The sequence below is a fragment of the Pseudomonas sp. NBRC 111139 genome, from assembly GCF_001753955.1.
GTDB classification, from domain to species: domain Bacteria; phylum Pseudomonadota; class Gammaproteobacteria; order Pseudomonadales; family Pseudomonadaceae; genus Aquipseudomonas; species Aquipseudomonas alloputida.
The window spans coordinates 24,001-38,725 of sequence record NZ_BCBP01000065.1 but is presented as its reverse complement, the minus strand read 5'-3'; the positions used below and the strand labels follow the sequence as shown (position 1 = coordinate 38,725).

Sequence of the window (14,725 nt, the reverse complement as noted above, 5' to 3'; positions counted from 1 at the left end):
CCTCCCTCCGCAAGGCCTACGTTCGGCCTCCTGAAGTCGCGAAGATCAAGATCAAGATCAAGATCAAGATCAAGATCAAGATCAACAGCAACAGCAACAGCAACAGCAACAGCAACAGCAACAGCAACAGCAGCACAGTACAGTTTTGCCTTGTTATTTCCATTGACTGTACCGGCCGGTGACTCCGCATAATGACGCCTCGAATTCACCCGGAGGTGGCATGAGCAAGACAGTCCTGGTACTGGTGGAAACCGTCGACGATTACCTGCCCATGCTGGAGCAGGCCGGTTACCACCTGATCCGTGCCCCTTCGCCGCAACTGCGCGCCGATGCCATTCATCGCCACGCCGAAGAAATCGATGCGGTACTCACCCGTGGGCCGCTGGGGCTATCCGCCACCGAAATTGATGCATTACCCAGATTGCAGATCATCTGCGTGATCGGCGCCGGCTACGAGCAGGTCGACCTGGCCGCCGCCGCCGCACGCGGCATAACCGTCACCAATGGCGCCGGGGCCAATGCCGCAGCCGTCGCCGACCACACCCTGGCCCTGCTGCTGGCGCTGCTGCGCGACATTCCTCGTGCCGATGCCAGCACGCGGCGCGGTGAATGGAACCGGGTGATCAGCCCCTCCGTGAGTGGCAAACGCCTGGGCATTCTCGGCCTCGGCGCAGTGGGGCTGGCGATCGCCAAGCGGGCCCACTTGGGCTTCGACATGCCCGTCAGCTACCACAGCCGCACACCACGCCAGGATGTGCCCTATGCCTGGTACGACAGCCCTCGGCACTTGGCTGCAGCCGTCGACATCCTGGTGGTGGCCACCCCCGGTGGCGCCAACACCCGGCATCTGGTCGATGCCCACGTCCTTCAGGCCCTGGGCGCTGAAGGCTATCTGGTGAACATCGCCCGTGCCAGCGTGGTCGACACGCAGGCCCTGATTGCCGTATTGCAGCGTGGCCAGCTGGCTGGCGCCGCGCTGGATGTTTTCGATGACGAGCCAGCAGTGCCTGATGCACTCAAGGCCTTGCCCAACACTGTGCTCACACCCCACGTGGCTGGCCAATCGCCAGAAGCCGCGCGCGACACGGTGGCCTTGGTGCTGCGCAACCTGCAGGCGTTCTTTGCCGGTGAGCCAGTTTTGACCCCGGTACGCCCGTAGCCCTTTTCCAGATATCTGCCTGGCAGCGCCCAGGTAACAAGGAGTGTGTGCATGCAACTCGAAATCTTCCAGGTCGATGCCTTTTCCACTGAACCGTTCGGTGGCAACCCGGCCGCAGTGATCCCACTGGAAAGCTGGCTGCCGGACGATGTGCTGCAGCGCATCGCTGAAGAAAACAACCTGTCAGAAACAGCCTACTTCGTGCGCAAAGGCGAAACGTTCGACCTGCGTTGGTTCACCCCCACCGTGGAAGTCGACCTGTGCGGCCATGCTACCTTGGCCTCGGCTTACGTGCTGTTCGAGCAACTGGGTGAGCAGGCGCAAGTACTGCGCTTCAACACCCGCAGTGGCGAGCTGCGTGTCAGCCGCGGCACTGATGGCCTGCTGGCCATGGACTTCCCGGCCAAACAACCCGTAGCGGTGGACACGCCGGCGGGCCTGCTGCAGGCGCTGGGCTTGAGCCAGGCGAAGGCGGTGTACCGTAGCGACGATTATGTGGTGGTGATCGATGACGCCATGCTGCTCGAAACGTTGAAACCCGACTTTGTTGCGCTGTCGGCCTTCGACGTCCGTGGCATTGCCGTGACCGCGGCAGGGCGTGGCTTTGACTTCGTCACCCGCTGGTTCGGCCCGCGGGTTGGTGTGAATGAAGACCCGGTAACCGGCTCGGCGCACACTTCGCTGGCACCGGTATGGGCCCAGAGTCTGGGCAAGAACGTGCTGAGCTGCGAGCAGGGCGGGGCACGCAAAGGGCAGTTGCAGTGCGAAGTGCCGGGCAATGGCCGCGTAATCATCAGTGGGCGGGCGGCGTTGTACCTGCGTGGTACTGCGTACATCTAGCCGTAAGTGCGATGCCCTGTAGCAGACAGCCAGCCCTTTTGGGCTGCGCTGTCTCGCAGAGTACAAAAGCAGCAAGCAAGCGGCTTTCGCGGCGGGCTTCTATAATTGCAGGCCCATCTTTGCATTCGAGGAGCCACCCATGGCCCTGGAAAAACAAGGCACCTGCCTGTGCGGCGACACGCGGCTGACGGTCACCGTCGACAATACTCATATCAGCGCTTGTCATTGCAGCATGTGCCGCAAGTGGACCGGCGGCCCGCTGCTGGTGGTGCACTGCAGCAAGCCTCCGCTGATCGAAGGGCGTGCGCCCAGCGTCTATGATTCGTCCGACTGGGCCCAGCGTGCTTTCTGTGGCCGCTGTGGTACGCACCTGTACTACCGGCTCAAGGCCAACGACTTCCATGCCGTGCCGGTCGGCCTGCTCGATGGCGACCAAGCCTGGGATTTCGACCTGCAGATCTTCGTCGAACAGAAGCCCGCGTGGTACTGCTTCGCCAATCAGACCAAGGAGCTGTCCGGCCAAGAGGTGTTCGAGCAGAACAGCTGATTCAACGTCATGTTTGTCCGGAGGCATTCCGTGGGTGAATGCCTCCGGACATTTCTGCCTGAACTTGCCAAACCGGTGCATTCCTGAGAAAAGGGCGGTTTTGTTTTTCAGCGTTTGGAGTGTACCCGTGAGCCAAGAACTGCAGATCATCGACCTGGTCGAGGGTGATGGCAAAGCCGCCGTCAAAGGTGCCCTGATCACCACCCAGTACACCGGCTGGCTGGCCGATGGCAGCGAGTTCGACTCGTCCTGGTCGCGCGGTAAGCCGTTCCAGTGCGTGATCGGTACCGGCAGGGTAATCAAAGGCTGGGATCAAGGCCTGATGGGCATGCGCGTAGGTGGCAAGCGCAAGCTGCTGGTGCCGGCGCACCTGGGGTATGGCGAACGCAGCGTGGGGGCGATCCCGCCGAATTCGGACCTGACCTTCGAGATCGAACTGCTGGAAGTGCTCACGCGGGATGATTGAGTGGGCACGTTGCAACCCGAGGTTCTTGCACCTTACACAATTGCGCAACACCCAGCCCCTAATCTAGGCCTTGCCTAGGGAACGGCATCCACCTCCAGGGAGGAACCAAACGGGTTCGGGGCACTCTGACCCTGACGCGTTGCCAGGGATGGCATTCACTACACGGGCGCCCTGCAACTGGCCGGGCGATGTGGCGGGTAAACCCGATTTTCTCTGCCACACGAGCCTGTCTTGATGAAGTTGCCAACATTCTTCCGTCGTCGCCGCCACTTGCTGCTGAGCCTGGTGCTCACAGCCGTCGCCGTACCATTGGCCCTGGAGGCTGTCGAAAGCCGGGCACGACCGGTGGATGGCACCCAGACCCTGGTGTTTCTGCGTCATGGCGAGAAGCCGGGCGAGGGGCTCGGGCAGTTGAATTGCCAGGGCCTCAACCGTGCGCTGGACCTGGCCACTATACTGCCCGAGCGCTTCGGCAAGGCCGACTATGTGTTTGCCGCCAACCCCACGCGGCATGTCGAGGAAGGCAGCCGGGATGAAAGCTACAGCTACATCCGCCCACTGATGACCATCACCCCCAGTGCCATCCGCCTCGGCTTACCGGTGAATATCGACTACGGCGCCAACGACACCGCTGAACTGGCCGATGAGTTGCTGAGCGACAAATACCGCAATGCGACCATCTATACCGCCTGGTCCCACGGCTACCTGCCGGAACTGATCAACACGGTGGCCGGCAAGGCCTTGGGGGAGGAGCGGGTGATCACCGAGGACTGGAGCGGCGAAGACTTCGACACCCTCTACGTACTGACCCTGACCTGGCACGATGGCAAGGCCAGCCTGTTGAGCCGCAATGTGCGTCAGGGCCTGAATGACGGTGCGCATAGCTGCCCGACCTGATCCGCTGGTACTGTTTGGCAAGGAAGCCGGAACAGGGATGAGCGATGAAGCAGCGGGTAACGGTGATCGGTGGCGGAGTGGTGGGCCTGGCGACGGCTTACGCGCTGGTTCGGGAAGGGCGGTCGGTTGACCTGATCGAGGCCCGCGACAGCCTGGCGTCGGCCACCAGCTTTGCCAATGGCGGGCAATTGTCCTATCGCTATGTGGCGCCGCTGGCTGATGCCGGGGTGCCGTGGCAGGCGCTGGGCTGGCTGTTGCAGGGCGAGTCGCCATTGCGCTTGCGCTTGCGCATGGACCTGGCCCAGTGGCGCTGGCTGCTGGCATTCACCCTGGCTTGCAGGCGTAGCGTCAATCGCCGTAATGCCGGGCAATTGCTTGAGCTGGCGCTGCACAGCCAGGCTGTTCTGGCGCAGTGGCGCGAACATCAGAACCTGGGGGATTTCGCCTGGCGGCGCAATGGCAAGCTGGTGGCTTTTCGCAGTGAACGGGCCTTTGCCAAAGGCCGGGAACAGTTGACGGACCCGGCCAGTCAGCAGGTGCTGGCGGCTGCCGAGCTGCGCGCGCTGGAGCCTGCCCTGGATGGCGCACCGTTTGTGGGTGGCGTGTTCACGGCGGGCGAAGAGGTTGGCGATTGCCACGTGTTTTGCTTGCGGCTGGAGGCGCTGTTGCGCGCGTCGGGCCAGTGCCGTTTCCTGCTTGGCCGGCCAGTGACGCAATTGGTTCAGCGCCAGGGCCAGGTCGTGGCACTGCAACTGGGCGATCTGCAGCTGGACGTGGAGCAGTTGGTGCTGTGTGCCGGGCATCGCGGCCCAGGCTTGGCATTACCGGGGGTGCAGATACCGGTTTACCCGCTGAAGGGCTACAGCCTGACCGCACCGATCAGCGCCGGGCACCTGCCCCCGGAGGTGAGCCTTACCGACTATGAGCGCAAAATCGTCTATGCACACCTGGGGCAGCAGCTGCGGGTAGCGGCGATGGTGGACATTGTCGGCTTCGACGAGTCGGTGGACATGCGCCGTTTGCAGAGCATGCGGCGGCTGGCGCTGGAGACGCTGCCGAGGGCGGCGGATTATGGCCAGGCGGTGGAGTGGGCGGGGATGCGACCAGCGACACCTACCGGGGTGCCGATCATAGGTGGGACGGTGTACCGCAACCTGTGGCTGAACCTGGGGCATGGGGCGTTGGGGTTCACCTTGGCCTGTGGCAGTGCGCAGCGTTTGGCCAGGATGATGTGTTAAGCGGGCCGGCCTCTTCGCGGCTAAAGCCGCTCCTACGAGGACCCCACGGTATTCAGGCTTGCGCTGGTCCGGTAGGAGCGGCTTTAGCCGCGAAGAGGCCGGTACAGGCGAAGGCTGTCTAGCGGCCGAAGCGCATCGGCCAGCCCACCACTTTCTTCGCCCGTGGCGTCGCATAGGTGCGCACTTTGGACGTGCTCAACCCCATGCGCACCAGCGATTCGGCAATGGTCACCGCTGCACTCACACCATCCACCACCGGCACGCCGGTGCGTTGGCGAATCTGCTCGTCCAGCCCGGCCATGCCGCCACAACCCAGGCAAATCACCTCGGCCTTGTCGTCACGCACGGCGCGTTCGGCCTGCTCGACAATCGCCTCCACGGCCCGCAGCGGGTCGGCTTCCAGTTCCAGCACCGCCAGCCCGCTGGCTCGCACCGAGGCGCAGCGGTCATACAGGCCCGAGAGCTTCAGGCGGTCCTCGATCAATGGCACGGTGCGGTCAAGCGTGGTTACTACGGAATAGGCGTGGCCCAGGTACATTGCCGTGCTGGCGGCGGCATCAGTAATGTCCACCACAGGCACGTTGAGCAGTTCCTGCAGGCCTTCGCGGCCATGTTCGCCATAACCGGCCTGGATCACGGCATCGTAGGGCCCTTCAAAGGCCAGGACCCGGTCCATCACCGCGATGGCCGCCAGGTAGCTTTCGAAGTTGCCCTCCACCGATTCGGCGCCGAACCAGGGTGTGAGGCCGACGATTTCGGTACCAGGTGCGGCCACCGCACGGGCCTGTTCGGCAATGGCGTGGGTGATGGCTTCGGTGGTGTTGACGTTGGCGATCAGAATGCGCATGGGCAGTCCTCCCTGACTAATGGCTGCTGTGGTCGACGGCGATGCACTCGCCGCTGATGTCGTGGTATTGGCGGTTGCGTGGGGCGATCAACAGATAGAGGGCGGCGGCGATGCCGGCACCGATCAGCCAGGAGAACGGCGCGATACCCTGGAAGTTGGGCACCAGGGCCAGCACGATGGCCAGCAGTGCGGCCGGCACGAAGGCGGCCACGGCGCGCAGGTTGATGCCCTTGCTGTAGTGATAGGCGCCGGCCGGGTGCTCGGTATACAGCTCTGGCACGTTGATGCAGCCTTTGCGCAGCAACCAGTAGTCGGACATGATCACGCCGTACAGCGGGCCGAGCAGGGCGCCCAGGCCCGACAGGAAGTACACGATCACCAGCGGGCTGTTGTACAGGTTCCAGGGCAGGATCAGCACCGCCAGGGTGGCACTGATCAGCCCGGCACGGCGGAAGTTCAGGTGGCGCGGTGCCAGGTTGCTGAGTACGAAGGCTGGGGCGACGAAGTTGGCCATGATGTTCACCGCCACGGTGACGATCAGGAAGGCCAGGCAGCCGAGCACCAGGAATGGCGTGCTGGGTATGGCGGCGACGATCTGCGTCGGGCTGTCGATGATGTGGCCGTTGATCTGGAATTGCGCGCCGCACAGCACCACGGTGATCACGGCGAACACCAGGATGTTCACCGGCAGGCCCCAGAAGTTGCCGACGCGGATGGTCTTGCGGCAAGGCGAGGAGCGGGCGAAGTCACAGAAGTTCAGCACCAGGGTGCCGTAGATCGCCAGCCACAGTGCGCCGCCGGCAAAGATGTTGCGCCACATCTCGTAGCCGGTCAGCGGGGTAGCCACCGACCAGGCAATGCGCGCGTCGGCCTTGAAGTACATGAACACCGCCAGGGCGGCGACGGTCAGCAGGATCACAGGCCCGGCAAAGGCCTCGTAACGGCGCACCATCTCCATGCCGTAGGCCAGGATCACCAGCTGCACCAGCCAGATCGACACGAAACACACCCAGCCCAGGCTCGACAGGCCGAGGATGCTGTCGTGGTCGTAGGCTGCCAGTTGCGGCCACACGGCGGTGAGCAGCACCCGCAGCACCACCGATGCCAGGTAGGTCTGGATGCCGAACCAGGCGATGGCGATGATGGCACGGATCAGCGCCGGGATCTGCGCGCCGTGGATGCCGAAGGCAATGCGGCTGATGACCGGGAACGGTACCCCGGTTTTCTGGCCCATGTAACCCGACAGGTTCATGAAGAAGTACACCAGGACCGCGCCGATGGCCAGCGACAACAGAATTTGCCAGCCGCCCAGGCCGAGGGCGAACAAGCCCATGGCGAACGAATAGTTGGCGATATTGTGCACATCGTTGGTCCACAGCGCGAAGATGCTGTAGCCGCCCCAGCGACGGCCTTCCATACGCGTGGGCGCCAGGTCGCGGTTATGCAGGCGCGGGCTGAGAACAAGGTCCGGCTGGTGGCCGGCAAGCGTGGACGCGGGGTGTGTGCTGGCGACGGATTGTTCAGGGGCAAGGTCGAGGCTGCTACTCATTCCGGCGGGCTCCTGATGCACATGGACTGCGATGAGCGGGCATGCGCACGGGCTCGCCATCTCGTCGGTGCAGCGTTGGCATCACAGGGTTGTGGGCGCGGCGGCCGACATTGGGTCGGCGTCGCGGATTCTTGTGTATCTATGTTTTGTTTAAGTTGTATACAAAACACGAACACACAAAAGCGAGTTCCATGCCAAGGGAAGAGCAGGTTTCAATAGCTGATCATTTCGAACTTATCTTGTTAAAAGGTAAGTTAATGAAATACAGAGAATATAAGTTGACCAAATGAACAAGTTATATTTTTTGAAAGATTGATTAGTTGATCATTTGGTCAAAATAACGGGTGGAAAGTGTGTAACGAATTGGGGCGCTACTGAAGAAAGTGCACACAAAAATGGCACCTATGGTTACGTTTTTGTGTACAAAAAATAGTCAGCTTTTCCTGTGCTGGCCTCTTCGCGGGCACGCCTGCGAAGAGGCCAGCACAGGAGCCAATCAATCCATTGGCGGCAACCGCCGCTTGACCGGGGTCTTCTTGATGATCGCGGTATTGGTCTCGGCCAGCACATTCATGAGGTCGAGCAGGGTGTCCAGCTGCTCCATCGAGCGCACATGCAGTCGGGCGACGAAGCAGTCTTCGCCAATGACCTTGTCGCATTCGGTGAATTCAGGGATGGCAATGATCTGGCGCTCCACCTCCTGCAGCTTCCCCGGTAGCGGACGGATGCGCACGATCGCCTGCAACTGGTAGCCAAAGGCGCGCGGGTCGACCTCCACGGTATAGCCGCGCAGCACGCCACGCTCTTCCAGCCGGCGCAGGCGCTCGCTGACGCTGGGTGCGGACAGCCCGCTGACCTGCGCCAGCGCCTTGAGCGAGCGGCGCGAGTCCTCCATCAGTGCGTTGATCAATAATTGGTCAATGGCATCGGTCATGCTCACCTCATCAGGTAATTCGTGTTATCTGCCTTGATAGTAAAGGCAGGTTGGCGAAAATGCCTTGGTTATCCGCTGGATGGCCAGCCTGCAGCCTTTGCATACTGTTGCCATTATCAACGGGAGGTTTGAGATGGACAGTTCATTGCGCCGTGGCTCGCTGGAAATGGTTGCCGCCATGCTGATTTCCGGGACCATTGGCTGGTTCGTGCTGGTGTCCGGCCAGCCGGTGCTGGATGTGGTGTTCTGGCGCTGCGTGTTCGGTGCCGTGACCTTGCTGGCGATTTGCGCCGCGTTTGGCTTTCTGCGACCGGGCGTGATCAGCCGCACGGCATTTTTGCTGGCGATTGCCAGCGGGGTGGCCATTGTCGGCAACTGGCTGCTGTTGTTCGCTTCATACGCACGGGCGTCGATTGCCATCGGCACGGCGGTGTACAACGTGCAGCCGTTCATGCTGGTGGGGCTGGCGGCGCTGTTTCTGGGCGAAAAGATCACCTTAGCCAAGGTGACCTGGCTGAGTGTGGCGTTCCTCGGCATGCTGGCCATCGTCAGTGCCCATGGCGCTGGGCAAAGTAATGGCGAGGACTATCTGCTGGGGATTGCCCTGGCGCTGGGGGCGGCGTTTCTGTATGCAATCGCGGCCTTGATCATCAAGCGCCTGAGTGGCACGCCCCCGCACCTGATTGCGTTGATTCAGGTAACCACGGGTGTGTTGCTGCTGGCGCCATGGGTCACGCTTGGCGGGTTGTCGGTTGAAGTGCCGGCGTTGGCCAGCTTGTTGACACTGGGCATGGTGCACACCGGCCTGATGTATGTGCTGTTGTACAGCGCCATCCAGCGTTTGCCCACGGCGTTGACCGGTGCGCTGTCGTTCATTTACCCGATTGCGGCAATTCTGGTGGACTGGGTGGCGTTCGGGCACCGCCTGGCGCCGCTGCAGTGGCTGGGGGTGGGGTTGATCCTGTTGGCGGCGGCGGGCATGCAGCAGGGGTGGTGGTTCCGCTCGGCGCGGCATCCTGTAGGCGCGGGTTTACCCGCGAAGAGGCCCGCAAGGTAGAATGCCGCTTTTTGCCAGCCTGCGATCCGCCATGACCTCGCCCATCGACACCCTTGAGCAACACCTGCTTGCCGCCCTCGACCCTGCCCCACAGGAAACCCGCCGCCTGTTTCACGGGCGCGGCCGCTGCTGGCAGGGCCTGGAGCAGGTGACCGTCGACTGGCTGCAGGGCGTGCTGTCGGTCGCCTTGTTCCGTGAGCCGCCCGAAGGCCAGCTCGCCGAACTGGAAGCCATGCTGCGCAGCTTGGCCGAGCGCCCGCAGTGGACGGGTCAGGCAGTCATCATCCAGCACCGCTACCTGCCCGACAGCCCGGGCCAGTGGCTGCTGGGTGAGCCGTGCCAGCAACGCGAAGTGATCGAGGACGGCCTGACCTACCTGCTGGACTTGGGCGTGCGGCAAAACAATGGCCTGTTCCTCGACATGCGCTATGGCCGCCGCTGGGTGCGCGAGCAGGCGGCGGGCAAGCGTGTGCTGAACCTGTTCGCTTATACCTGCGGCTTTTCCGTGGCAGCGATTGCCGGTGGCGCTGAGCAGGTGGTGAACCTGGACATGGCCAAGTCGGCCCTGTCGCGAGGCCGGGACAACCATCGCCTCAATGGCCACGATGCATCACGGGTGGCGTACCTGGGGCATGAACTGTTCAAGTCGTGGGGCAAGGTGCGCAAGTACGGGCCTTATGACCTGATCATTATCGACCCACCAACCTTCCAGCGTGGCAGCTTTGTGCTGACCCAGGATTACGCAAAGATCCTGCGGCGTTTGCCGGAGTTGTTGAGCGAAGGCGGGACGGTGCTGGCGTGTGTCAACGACCCGGGGATCGGGCCTGAGTTTCTGATCGAAGGCATGGCAGAGCAGGCGCCTTCGTTGGCTTATGTCGAACGCCTGGAAAACCCGCCGGAGTTTCCGGACGTTGACCCGGCTGGCGGGCTGAAGGCCTTGGTATTCCGTCAGGTTTGATGCTGCCCTTGCTGGAAGCTTCGCGGGCGAGCCCGCGAAAGGGCCGGTGCAGGCGAATTCAACCCCCCAGGGCCTGCAGCGGCAGCGGGTACACCTGGGCAAAGCGGTCCACTCCGGATACCTGTAACGGCCCTTGCAGGTTGATGCGCAGCAGCGGGTCTTCGCTGATCGACTTGCCCACCTCATGGATCAGCGCGAGTGACGCATCCACATCACTGTCGTAAGTGAACTGCACCGAGAAGAACGCATAGGCGAACTGCCGCGACTGGTTGGTAACCGCCTTGATCTGGCCAAACGGCACCGAGTGCACGAAGCCTTTGCCATCGCGCAGCCGCTACGGATCGTCAGGCTTTCGACTGTACCGGTATGGCCGGAATCGAGCACTACCCAGTCGCCGATGGAAATGGAATCCTCGATGAGGATGAACAACCCGGTAATCACATCGTGCACCAGCTGCTGCGAGCCGAAGCCGATGGCCAGGCTGATCACCCCGGCACCGGCCAGGAACGGCGTGACGTTGGTGCCCAGGTTGGCCATGGTGGTGATGGTGTAGATGACGATCAGGACCACTTTGATCGCATTGTGCAGCATCGGCAGGATGGTCCGCACCCGGGTGCTCGGCTGACGCGCGCTGCGGCGGCCGACGGGGGGCTTGAGTGCTTCCTGGATGGCCGTATCGAGTACCACCCACAGCAGCCAGGTGACCAGCAGGATCAAGCCAATGCTCGACAGCGAGTTGCTGATCGCCTGGCCCAGGCTGTTGCTCAGGGCGAAATCGACCACCGAGAAGCCCCAGATGCGCCCCAGCAGCTCGATGAAGGTGACGGCCATGTCGATGCGCAGTAGCGCGTGGGCGAGGCTGCGCAGCAGCTCCTTACAGGGGCGTACCCGCGCATCTCTTGTATGAGCCGAGGTGAACGGCACGCTGTTGTCCGGCAGGCGGGTTACCAGTTGTTCGGCACCTTACTGGCCTGTGCCAACGACCCAGGCATCGGGCTGCAGTTCCTTATCGAAGAGTTGTCCTTGCATGCCCCGGCGCTGGCGTTCGCCGAGCGGCTGGCGAATCCGCCGATTTTTCGGATGCGGGCGTGGAGGAGCACTCAAGGTGATGGAGTTCTATTTTAAATACGCCATTATTCCTCTGTTAATGTAGGATTTATCTTACGGGCATGATTTATTTATATTCATTGTGTGGAGATTAATTGTTTTTACAATTTTTAATATTTGCAATGAAGTTGGCCGTCTACTAGGATCCGAGTTCCTATTTGGATACGGCGCCGACAATTAGTGATCGGCTTGATCAAGGCAGGGAGAATGCCAATGTTCAACACTTACCAGCGATGGCTCGTATTGGCCGTCCTGTCCTTCGCCTTGCTATTGGTTGCGATCGACATGACGGTCCTTTACATCGCCTTGCCCACACTTACCCATGCGCTCGGGGCATCTACCTCCGATAAGCTGTGGATCATCAACATGTATCCCCTGGTCGTCGCCGGCCTGTTGCTGGGTGCTGGCACCTTGGGTGATCGCATCGGGCACCAGCGATTGTTCGTGATCGGCCTTATGCTGTTCGGTGCGGCGTCGCTTCTGGCTGCATTCGCGCCATCTTCCGCGCTGCTAATCCTGGCTAGGGGCGCGCTGGGCGTCGGTGCGGCGGCCATGATGCCGGCCACGCTGGCGATCATCAGCCTGACCTTCGAGGATGAGCGTGAGCGTGGTTTTGCCATCGGCGTCTGGACGGCCGTGGCTTCCGGTGGTGCAGCGATTGGTCCGCTGATAGGGGGGGCGCTGCTTGAGCATTTCTGGTGGGGTTCCGTGTTTCTGATCAACGTGCCCATCGTGCTGGTGGCCCTGGTGTTGTCCTTGCTGCTGATCAGGAACATGCAACAGGCCAACGCCGGGCCATGGGACTTGCTTGGCTCCCTTCAGGCGATGGTAGGGCTCATCAGCCTGGCGTACCTGATCAAGGAATTCGCCAAGCCCGAGCCCTCGCTGGTGGCGGCGCTGGGGGCGTTGGCCATCTGCGCGGGCTTCGGTTGGATGTTCGTGCGCGGGCAGCGCAAGCGTGGTTTTCCGTTGATCGACCTGCAGATTTTCCGCAGCCCCGCGTTCTCCTCTGCGGTCATCGCCAGCCTGGCCGCGGCCGGCTGCCTGATGGGCATCAACCTGGTACTGAGCCAGCGCCTGCAACTGGTTGTCGGGCTATCCCCGCTCGAGACCGGCCTTTATTTCCTGCCCCTTTCCGTGGGAGCGATCGTGGCCGGTCCGTTAAGCGGCTGGTTGCTGCCCAAGGTTCGTTGTGATCGGTTCCTGGTGCTCGCACTGTTGATCTACGCCGGTGCCATTGGCCTGTTCATGTACAGTTTCAGCCAGTCGGTCGCCCTGCAACTGCTGCTGCTGTTCGTCATGGGTGCTTGCGTAGGGGCGAGTATGACCGGGGCGTCCACCACCATCATGGCCAGCGCGCCGCCGGAGCGAGCGGGGATGGCCGCTTCGGCCGAGGAAATTTCCTACGAGCTGGGAGGAGGGTTGGGCATCGCCTTCATGGGTAGCCTGATGTCGGTGGTGTACAGCCGCTCGCTGGTTGTGCCCGAGCAGGTCGCCGACGCGGCGCGCCTGCAGGACGGGATCGACAGCGCGCTGGCCGCTGCCGCGCAAATGCCCGCCCCGCTGGGGCAGGAAATCGCTGTGAATGCGCGATTGGCGTTCGACCAAGCGGTGTCCTCGGTAATGATGGCCACCGTGGGGGTACTCGTGGTCATCGCACTGTTGGTGTTTGTGAACTTTCGAAGGTATTCGACAGTTTCTGCCGAACAGCAAGTTTCTTCTTGATTTAGTCAAATAATGCTCGGCCCGGAACTGTTCAGTTGAATAGTTCCGGGTCTGGATTTGTGCTGCTTTAAATTTGGAGAGGTGGCATGCGCCTACTATTGGGGCAATTGTATGATCAGCGTGCGGCCTTGCATCTGGAACAGCGTTATGTCGGCGAAGTCCTGATACCGCAGGAGCATCTTTGTGCTCATCATCTGCGTGAGGCCGTGCGGTTTGTCGTGAGGAAGTATCCGGCACTTCGTGGCTGTTTCACGCGCAGCGAAGGCGAATGGCGCATGGACTTTGTTGCCGTTGACGCGTTTCCCGTGGACCAGGCATTGCATGTAGTTGCCGCCGCCCCCGGGGTGTTGCCTGGTGCACAGGTTCAGGCCAGCGTCGAATCACTGCTCACGACCTCGACCCTGGTGCCTCCCTTGCTGAGGTACATCCTGCATGATGCCGACCAGGCCGAGGACCAGCGCCTGGTGCTGATCTTCCATCACCTGGTCTGCGATGGCATCTCAAGCCGGATACTTTGGCGAGACCTTTCCAGGGCCTATCGGGCCTCGGTGCAGGGCTGCCCGCTCGACGACGAGGCCTGTGACAGTTATCCGGTTTTCGCACAGGAACTTGCCCAGTGTTACCGGGCTCTGCCCGCCGAGGTGCCGCCAGCGTTCGGAGACCCGGCACGTGTCGGGGTGCTGGACCTGGCGGCAGGTGAACAGGCCGGCAAGACCCTGGAGCATACCCTCGTACGGCACTGCCTGCAGTTGGAACCTGTGGCCGTGGATGAGCTGCGCCGATGCGCGGCCGAGTGGCAGGTGAGCTTGAGCGACTACCTGCTCGGTTGCTGGCTGCAAGCGCTGAGCCAGGCCCAGGCTCACGGCTCGGTGGCGCTGATGATGTGGGTCAGCCCGCATTTCGTTGGCCAATGGCAGACACCCGTCACCCAGCTGGTGGGGTCGGTGTCGTTCCCGCTCCCGGTGCGCTTGACACTCCAGGCTGGGCGCGGCCTGCGAGAAACCGTGCGGTCGGCCAGGGCCGAGATAGAACAGGCCATGGCGCAGGCTCAAGCCTTCGCAATCCGGTACTTCAGCGGTGTCGCGGGCGCGCCGCTGCCCGACTTGCCCGCCATCGGTTTCAACTTCATCTCGGCACACAAGCCGGGCGCCAGCCTGATTGGTTATCGGCCTGCCCCGGAGCAATTGCACATCGCGCGCGATCCTCGGCAGGTGGCCGACCTGCCATTGAGTTTCGAGGCCGAACTTTACGAGCGACGCTTGCGCCTCACCGTTCTGGTCGCGCCTGAGATCGCCCGTGCGCTCCCCATCGAGGCATTGGTCGACCGATTGTTCGAGGGCATGCGGCCGATCGCAATGGCAGAAGGTTGAGCATGATCGACTCACCGCCATGACAGGAAGC

At 62.1% G+C, this 14,725-nt stretch carries 14 protein-coding genes and 2 pseudogenes; 12 read left to right on the top strand and 4 right to left on the bottom strand.

The features are described from left to right. From BJQ17_RS31915 to BJQ17_RS23625, 7 genes are all read left to right on the top strand, one after another. A partial coding sequence (locus tag BJQ17_RS31915; protein WP_070096742.1) for a hypothetical protein occupies nucleotides 1–182 on the top strand: 182 nt, incomplete at its 5' end. Nucleotides 183–220: 38 nt separating this feature from the next. After that, the gene (locus tag BJQ17_RS23650) at nucleotides 221–1,159 is read left to right on the top strand and encodes a 2-hydroxyacid dehydrogenase (RefSeq protein WP_070096741.1); all 939 of its coding nucleotides are present in this window, start codon (nucleotides 221–223) and stop codon (nucleotides 1,157–1,159) included. Nucleotides 1,160–1,210: 51 nt separating this feature from the next. Then, nucleotides 1,211–1,999, top strand: coding sequence for a PhzF family phenazine biosynthesis protein (locus BJQ17_RS23645; RefSeq protein ID WP_003254369.1), 789 nt, complete (start codon nucleotides 1,211–1,213; stop codon nucleotides 1,997–1,999). A 139-nt stretch (nucleotides 2,000–2,138) separates the two neighbouring features. After that, nucleotides 2,139–2,546 carry a GFA family protein gene (locus tag BJQ17_RS23640; RefSeq protein WP_003254367.1) on the top strand — a complete coding sequence of 136 codons (408 nt, stop codon included), beginning with the start codon at nucleotides 2,139–2,141 and terminating at the stop codon, nucleotides 2,544–2,546. Nucleotides 2,547–2,673: 127 nt separating this feature from the next. After that, nucleotides 2,674–3,012: an FKBP-type peptidyl-prolyl cis-trans isomerase gene (locus tag BJQ17_RS23635; protein WP_003254365.1), complete on the top strand. Its 339-nt coding sequence runs from the start codon at nucleotides 2,674–2,676 to the stop codon at nucleotides 3,010–3,012. 234 nt (nucleotides 3,013–3,246) lie between these two features. After that, nucleotides 3,247–3,909 carry a histidine phosphatase family protein gene (locus tag BJQ17_RS23630; RefSeq protein WP_070096740.1) on the top strand — a complete coding sequence of 221 codons (663 nt, stop codon included), beginning with the start codon at nucleotides 3,247–3,249 and terminating at the stop codon, nucleotides 3,907–3,909. 44 nt (nucleotides 3,910–3,953) lie between these two features. Beyond that, complete coding sequence (locus tag BJQ17_RS23625) at nucleotides 3,954–5,147, top strand: FAD-dependent oxidoreductase (protein WP_070096739.1); 1,194 nt, start codon at nucleotides 3,954–3,956, stop codon at nucleotides 5,145–5,147. 118 nt (nucleotides 5,148–5,265) lie between these two features. Here the strand turns inward: BJQ17_RS23625 and BJQ17_RS23620 are convergent, their stop codons facing one another. The 3 genes from BJQ17_RS23620 to BJQ17_RS23610 all read right to left on the bottom strand — a co-directional run bounded on the left by BJQ17_RS23620 (nucleotide 5,266) and on the right by BJQ17_RS23610 (nucleotide 8,477). Continuing rightward, nucleotides 5,266–5,994 carry an aspartate/glutamate racemase family protein gene (locus tag BJQ17_RS23620; protein WP_010955048.1) on the bottom strand — a complete coding sequence of 243 codons (729 nt, stop codon included), beginning with the start codon at nucleotides 5,992–5,994 and terminating at the stop codon, nucleotides 5,266–5,268. A 16-nt stretch (nucleotides 5,995–6,010) separates the two neighbouring features. Continuing rightward, entirely contained in the window at nucleotides 6,011–7,543 is a 1,533-nt protein-coding gene (locus BJQ17_RS23615; RefSeq protein ID WP_070096738.1) for an NCS1 family nucleobase:cation symporter-1, read from the bottom strand. 496 nt (nucleotides 7,544–8,039) lie between these two features. Further along, nucleotides 8,040–8,477, bottom strand: coding sequence for an Lrp/AsnC family transcriptional regulator (locus tag BJQ17_RS23610; RefSeq protein WP_003254357.1), 438 nt, complete (start codon nucleotides 8,475–8,477; stop codon nucleotides 8,040–8,042). A 133-nt stretch (nucleotides 8,478–8,610) separates the two neighbouring features. Here BJQ17_RS23610 and BJQ17_RS23605 point away from each other — a divergent pair, with 133 nt between their 5' ends. Both BJQ17_RS23605 and BJQ17_RS23600 read left to right on the top strand, forming a co-directional pair. Continuing rightward, complete coding sequence (locus tag BJQ17_RS23605) at nucleotides 8,611–9,534, top strand: DMT family transporter (RefSeq protein WP_070096743.1); 924 nt, start codon at nucleotides 8,611–8,613, stop codon at nucleotides 9,532–9,534. A gap of 31 nt (nucleotides 9,535–9,565) precedes the next feature. Then, nucleotides 9,566–10,492, top strand: a complete 927-nt coding sequence (locus tag BJQ17_RS23600) for a class I SAM-dependent methyltransferase (protein ID WP_371919701.1) — start codon at nucleotides 9,566–9,568, stop codon at nucleotides 10,490–10,492. A gap of 58 nt (nucleotides 10,493–10,550) precedes the next feature. On the opposite strand, the pseudogene BJQ17_RS23590 reads toward BJQ17_RS23600, so the two are convergent. Further along, nucleotides 10,551–11,368: pseudogene (locus BJQ17_RS23590) on the bottom strand (mechanosensitive ion channel family protein); the annotation flags it as partial. Nucleotides 11,369–11,449: 81 nt separating this feature from the next. Here BJQ17_RS23590 and BJQ17_RS23585 point away from each other — a divergent pair. The 3 genes and pseudogenes from BJQ17_RS23585 to BJQ17_RS31350 all read left to right on the top strand — a co-directional run. Next, nucleotides 11,450–11,617: pseudogene (locus BJQ17_RS23585) on the top strand (class I SAM-dependent methyltransferase); the annotation flags it as partial. A 195-nt stretch (nucleotides 11,618–11,812) separates the two neighbouring features. Beyond that, complete coding sequence (locus tag BJQ17_RS23580; protein WP_070096734.1) at nucleotides 11,813–13,324, top strand: MFS transporter; 1,512 nt, start codon at nucleotides 11,813–11,815, stop codon at nucleotides 13,322–13,324. Nucleotides 13,325–13,410: 86 nt separating this feature from the next. Then, nucleotides 13,411–14,694: a condensation domain-containing protein gene (locus BJQ17_RS31350; RefSeq protein WP_070096733.1), complete on the top strand. Its 1,284-nt coding sequence runs from the start codon at nucleotides 13,411–13,413 to the stop codon at nucleotides 14,692–14,694. The last annotated feature ends 31 nt before the right edge of the window (nucleotides 14,695–14,725 follow it).

Excerpts from the sequence above, each read along its gene's own strand:
- BJQ17_RS23640 (WP_003254367.1), top strand. The coding sequence starts at position 2,139 with ATGGCCCTGGAAAAACAAGGCACCTGCCTGTGCGGCGACACGCGGCTG.
- BJQ17_RS23630 (WP_070096740.1), top strand. The coding sequence starts at position 3,247 with ATGAAGTTGCCAACATTCTTCCGTCGTCGCCGCCACTTGCTGCTGAGC.
- BJQ17_RS23645 (WP_003254369.1), top strand. The coding sequence starts at position 1,211 with ATGCAACTCGAAATCTTCCAGGTCGATGCCTTTTCCACTGAACCGTTC.
- BJQ17_RS23610 (WP_003254357.1), bottom strand. The coding sequence starts at position 8,477 with ATGACCGATGCCATTGACCAATTATTGATCAACGCACTGATGGAGGAC.
- BJQ17_RS23580 (WP_070096734.1), top strand. The coding sequence starts at position 11,813 with ATGTTCAACACTTACCAGCGATGGCTCGTATTGGCCGTCCTGTCCTTC.
- BJQ17_RS23625 (WP_070096739.1), top strand. The coding sequence starts at position 3,954 with ATGAAGCAGCGGGTAACGGTGATCGGTGGCGGAGTGGTGGGCCTGGCG.
- BJQ17_RS23620 (WP_010955048.1), bottom strand. The coding sequence starts at position 5,994 with ATGCGCATTCTGATCGCCAACGTCAACACCACCGAAGCCATCACCCAC.
- BJQ17_RS23615 (WP_070096738.1), bottom strand. The coding sequence starts at position 7,543 with ATGAGTAGCAGCCTCGACCTTGCCCCTGAACAATCCGTCGCCAGCACA.
- BJQ17_RS23605 (WP_070096743.1), top strand. The coding sequence starts at position 8,611 with ATGGACAGTTCATTGCGCCGTGGCTCGCTGGAAATGGTTGCCGCCATG.
- BJQ17_RS23650 (WP_070096741.1), top strand. The coding sequence starts at position 221 with ATGAGCAAGACAGTCCTGGTACTGGTGGAAACCGTCGACGATTACCTG.
- BJQ17_RS31350 (WP_070096733.1), top strand. The coding sequence starts at position 13,411 with ATGCGCCTACTATTGGGGCAATTGTATGATCAGCGTGCGGCCTTGCAT.
- BJQ17_RS23600 (WP_371919701.1), top strand. The coding sequence starts at position 9,566 with ATGACCTCGCCCATCGACACCCTTGAGCAACACCTGCTTGCCGCCCTC.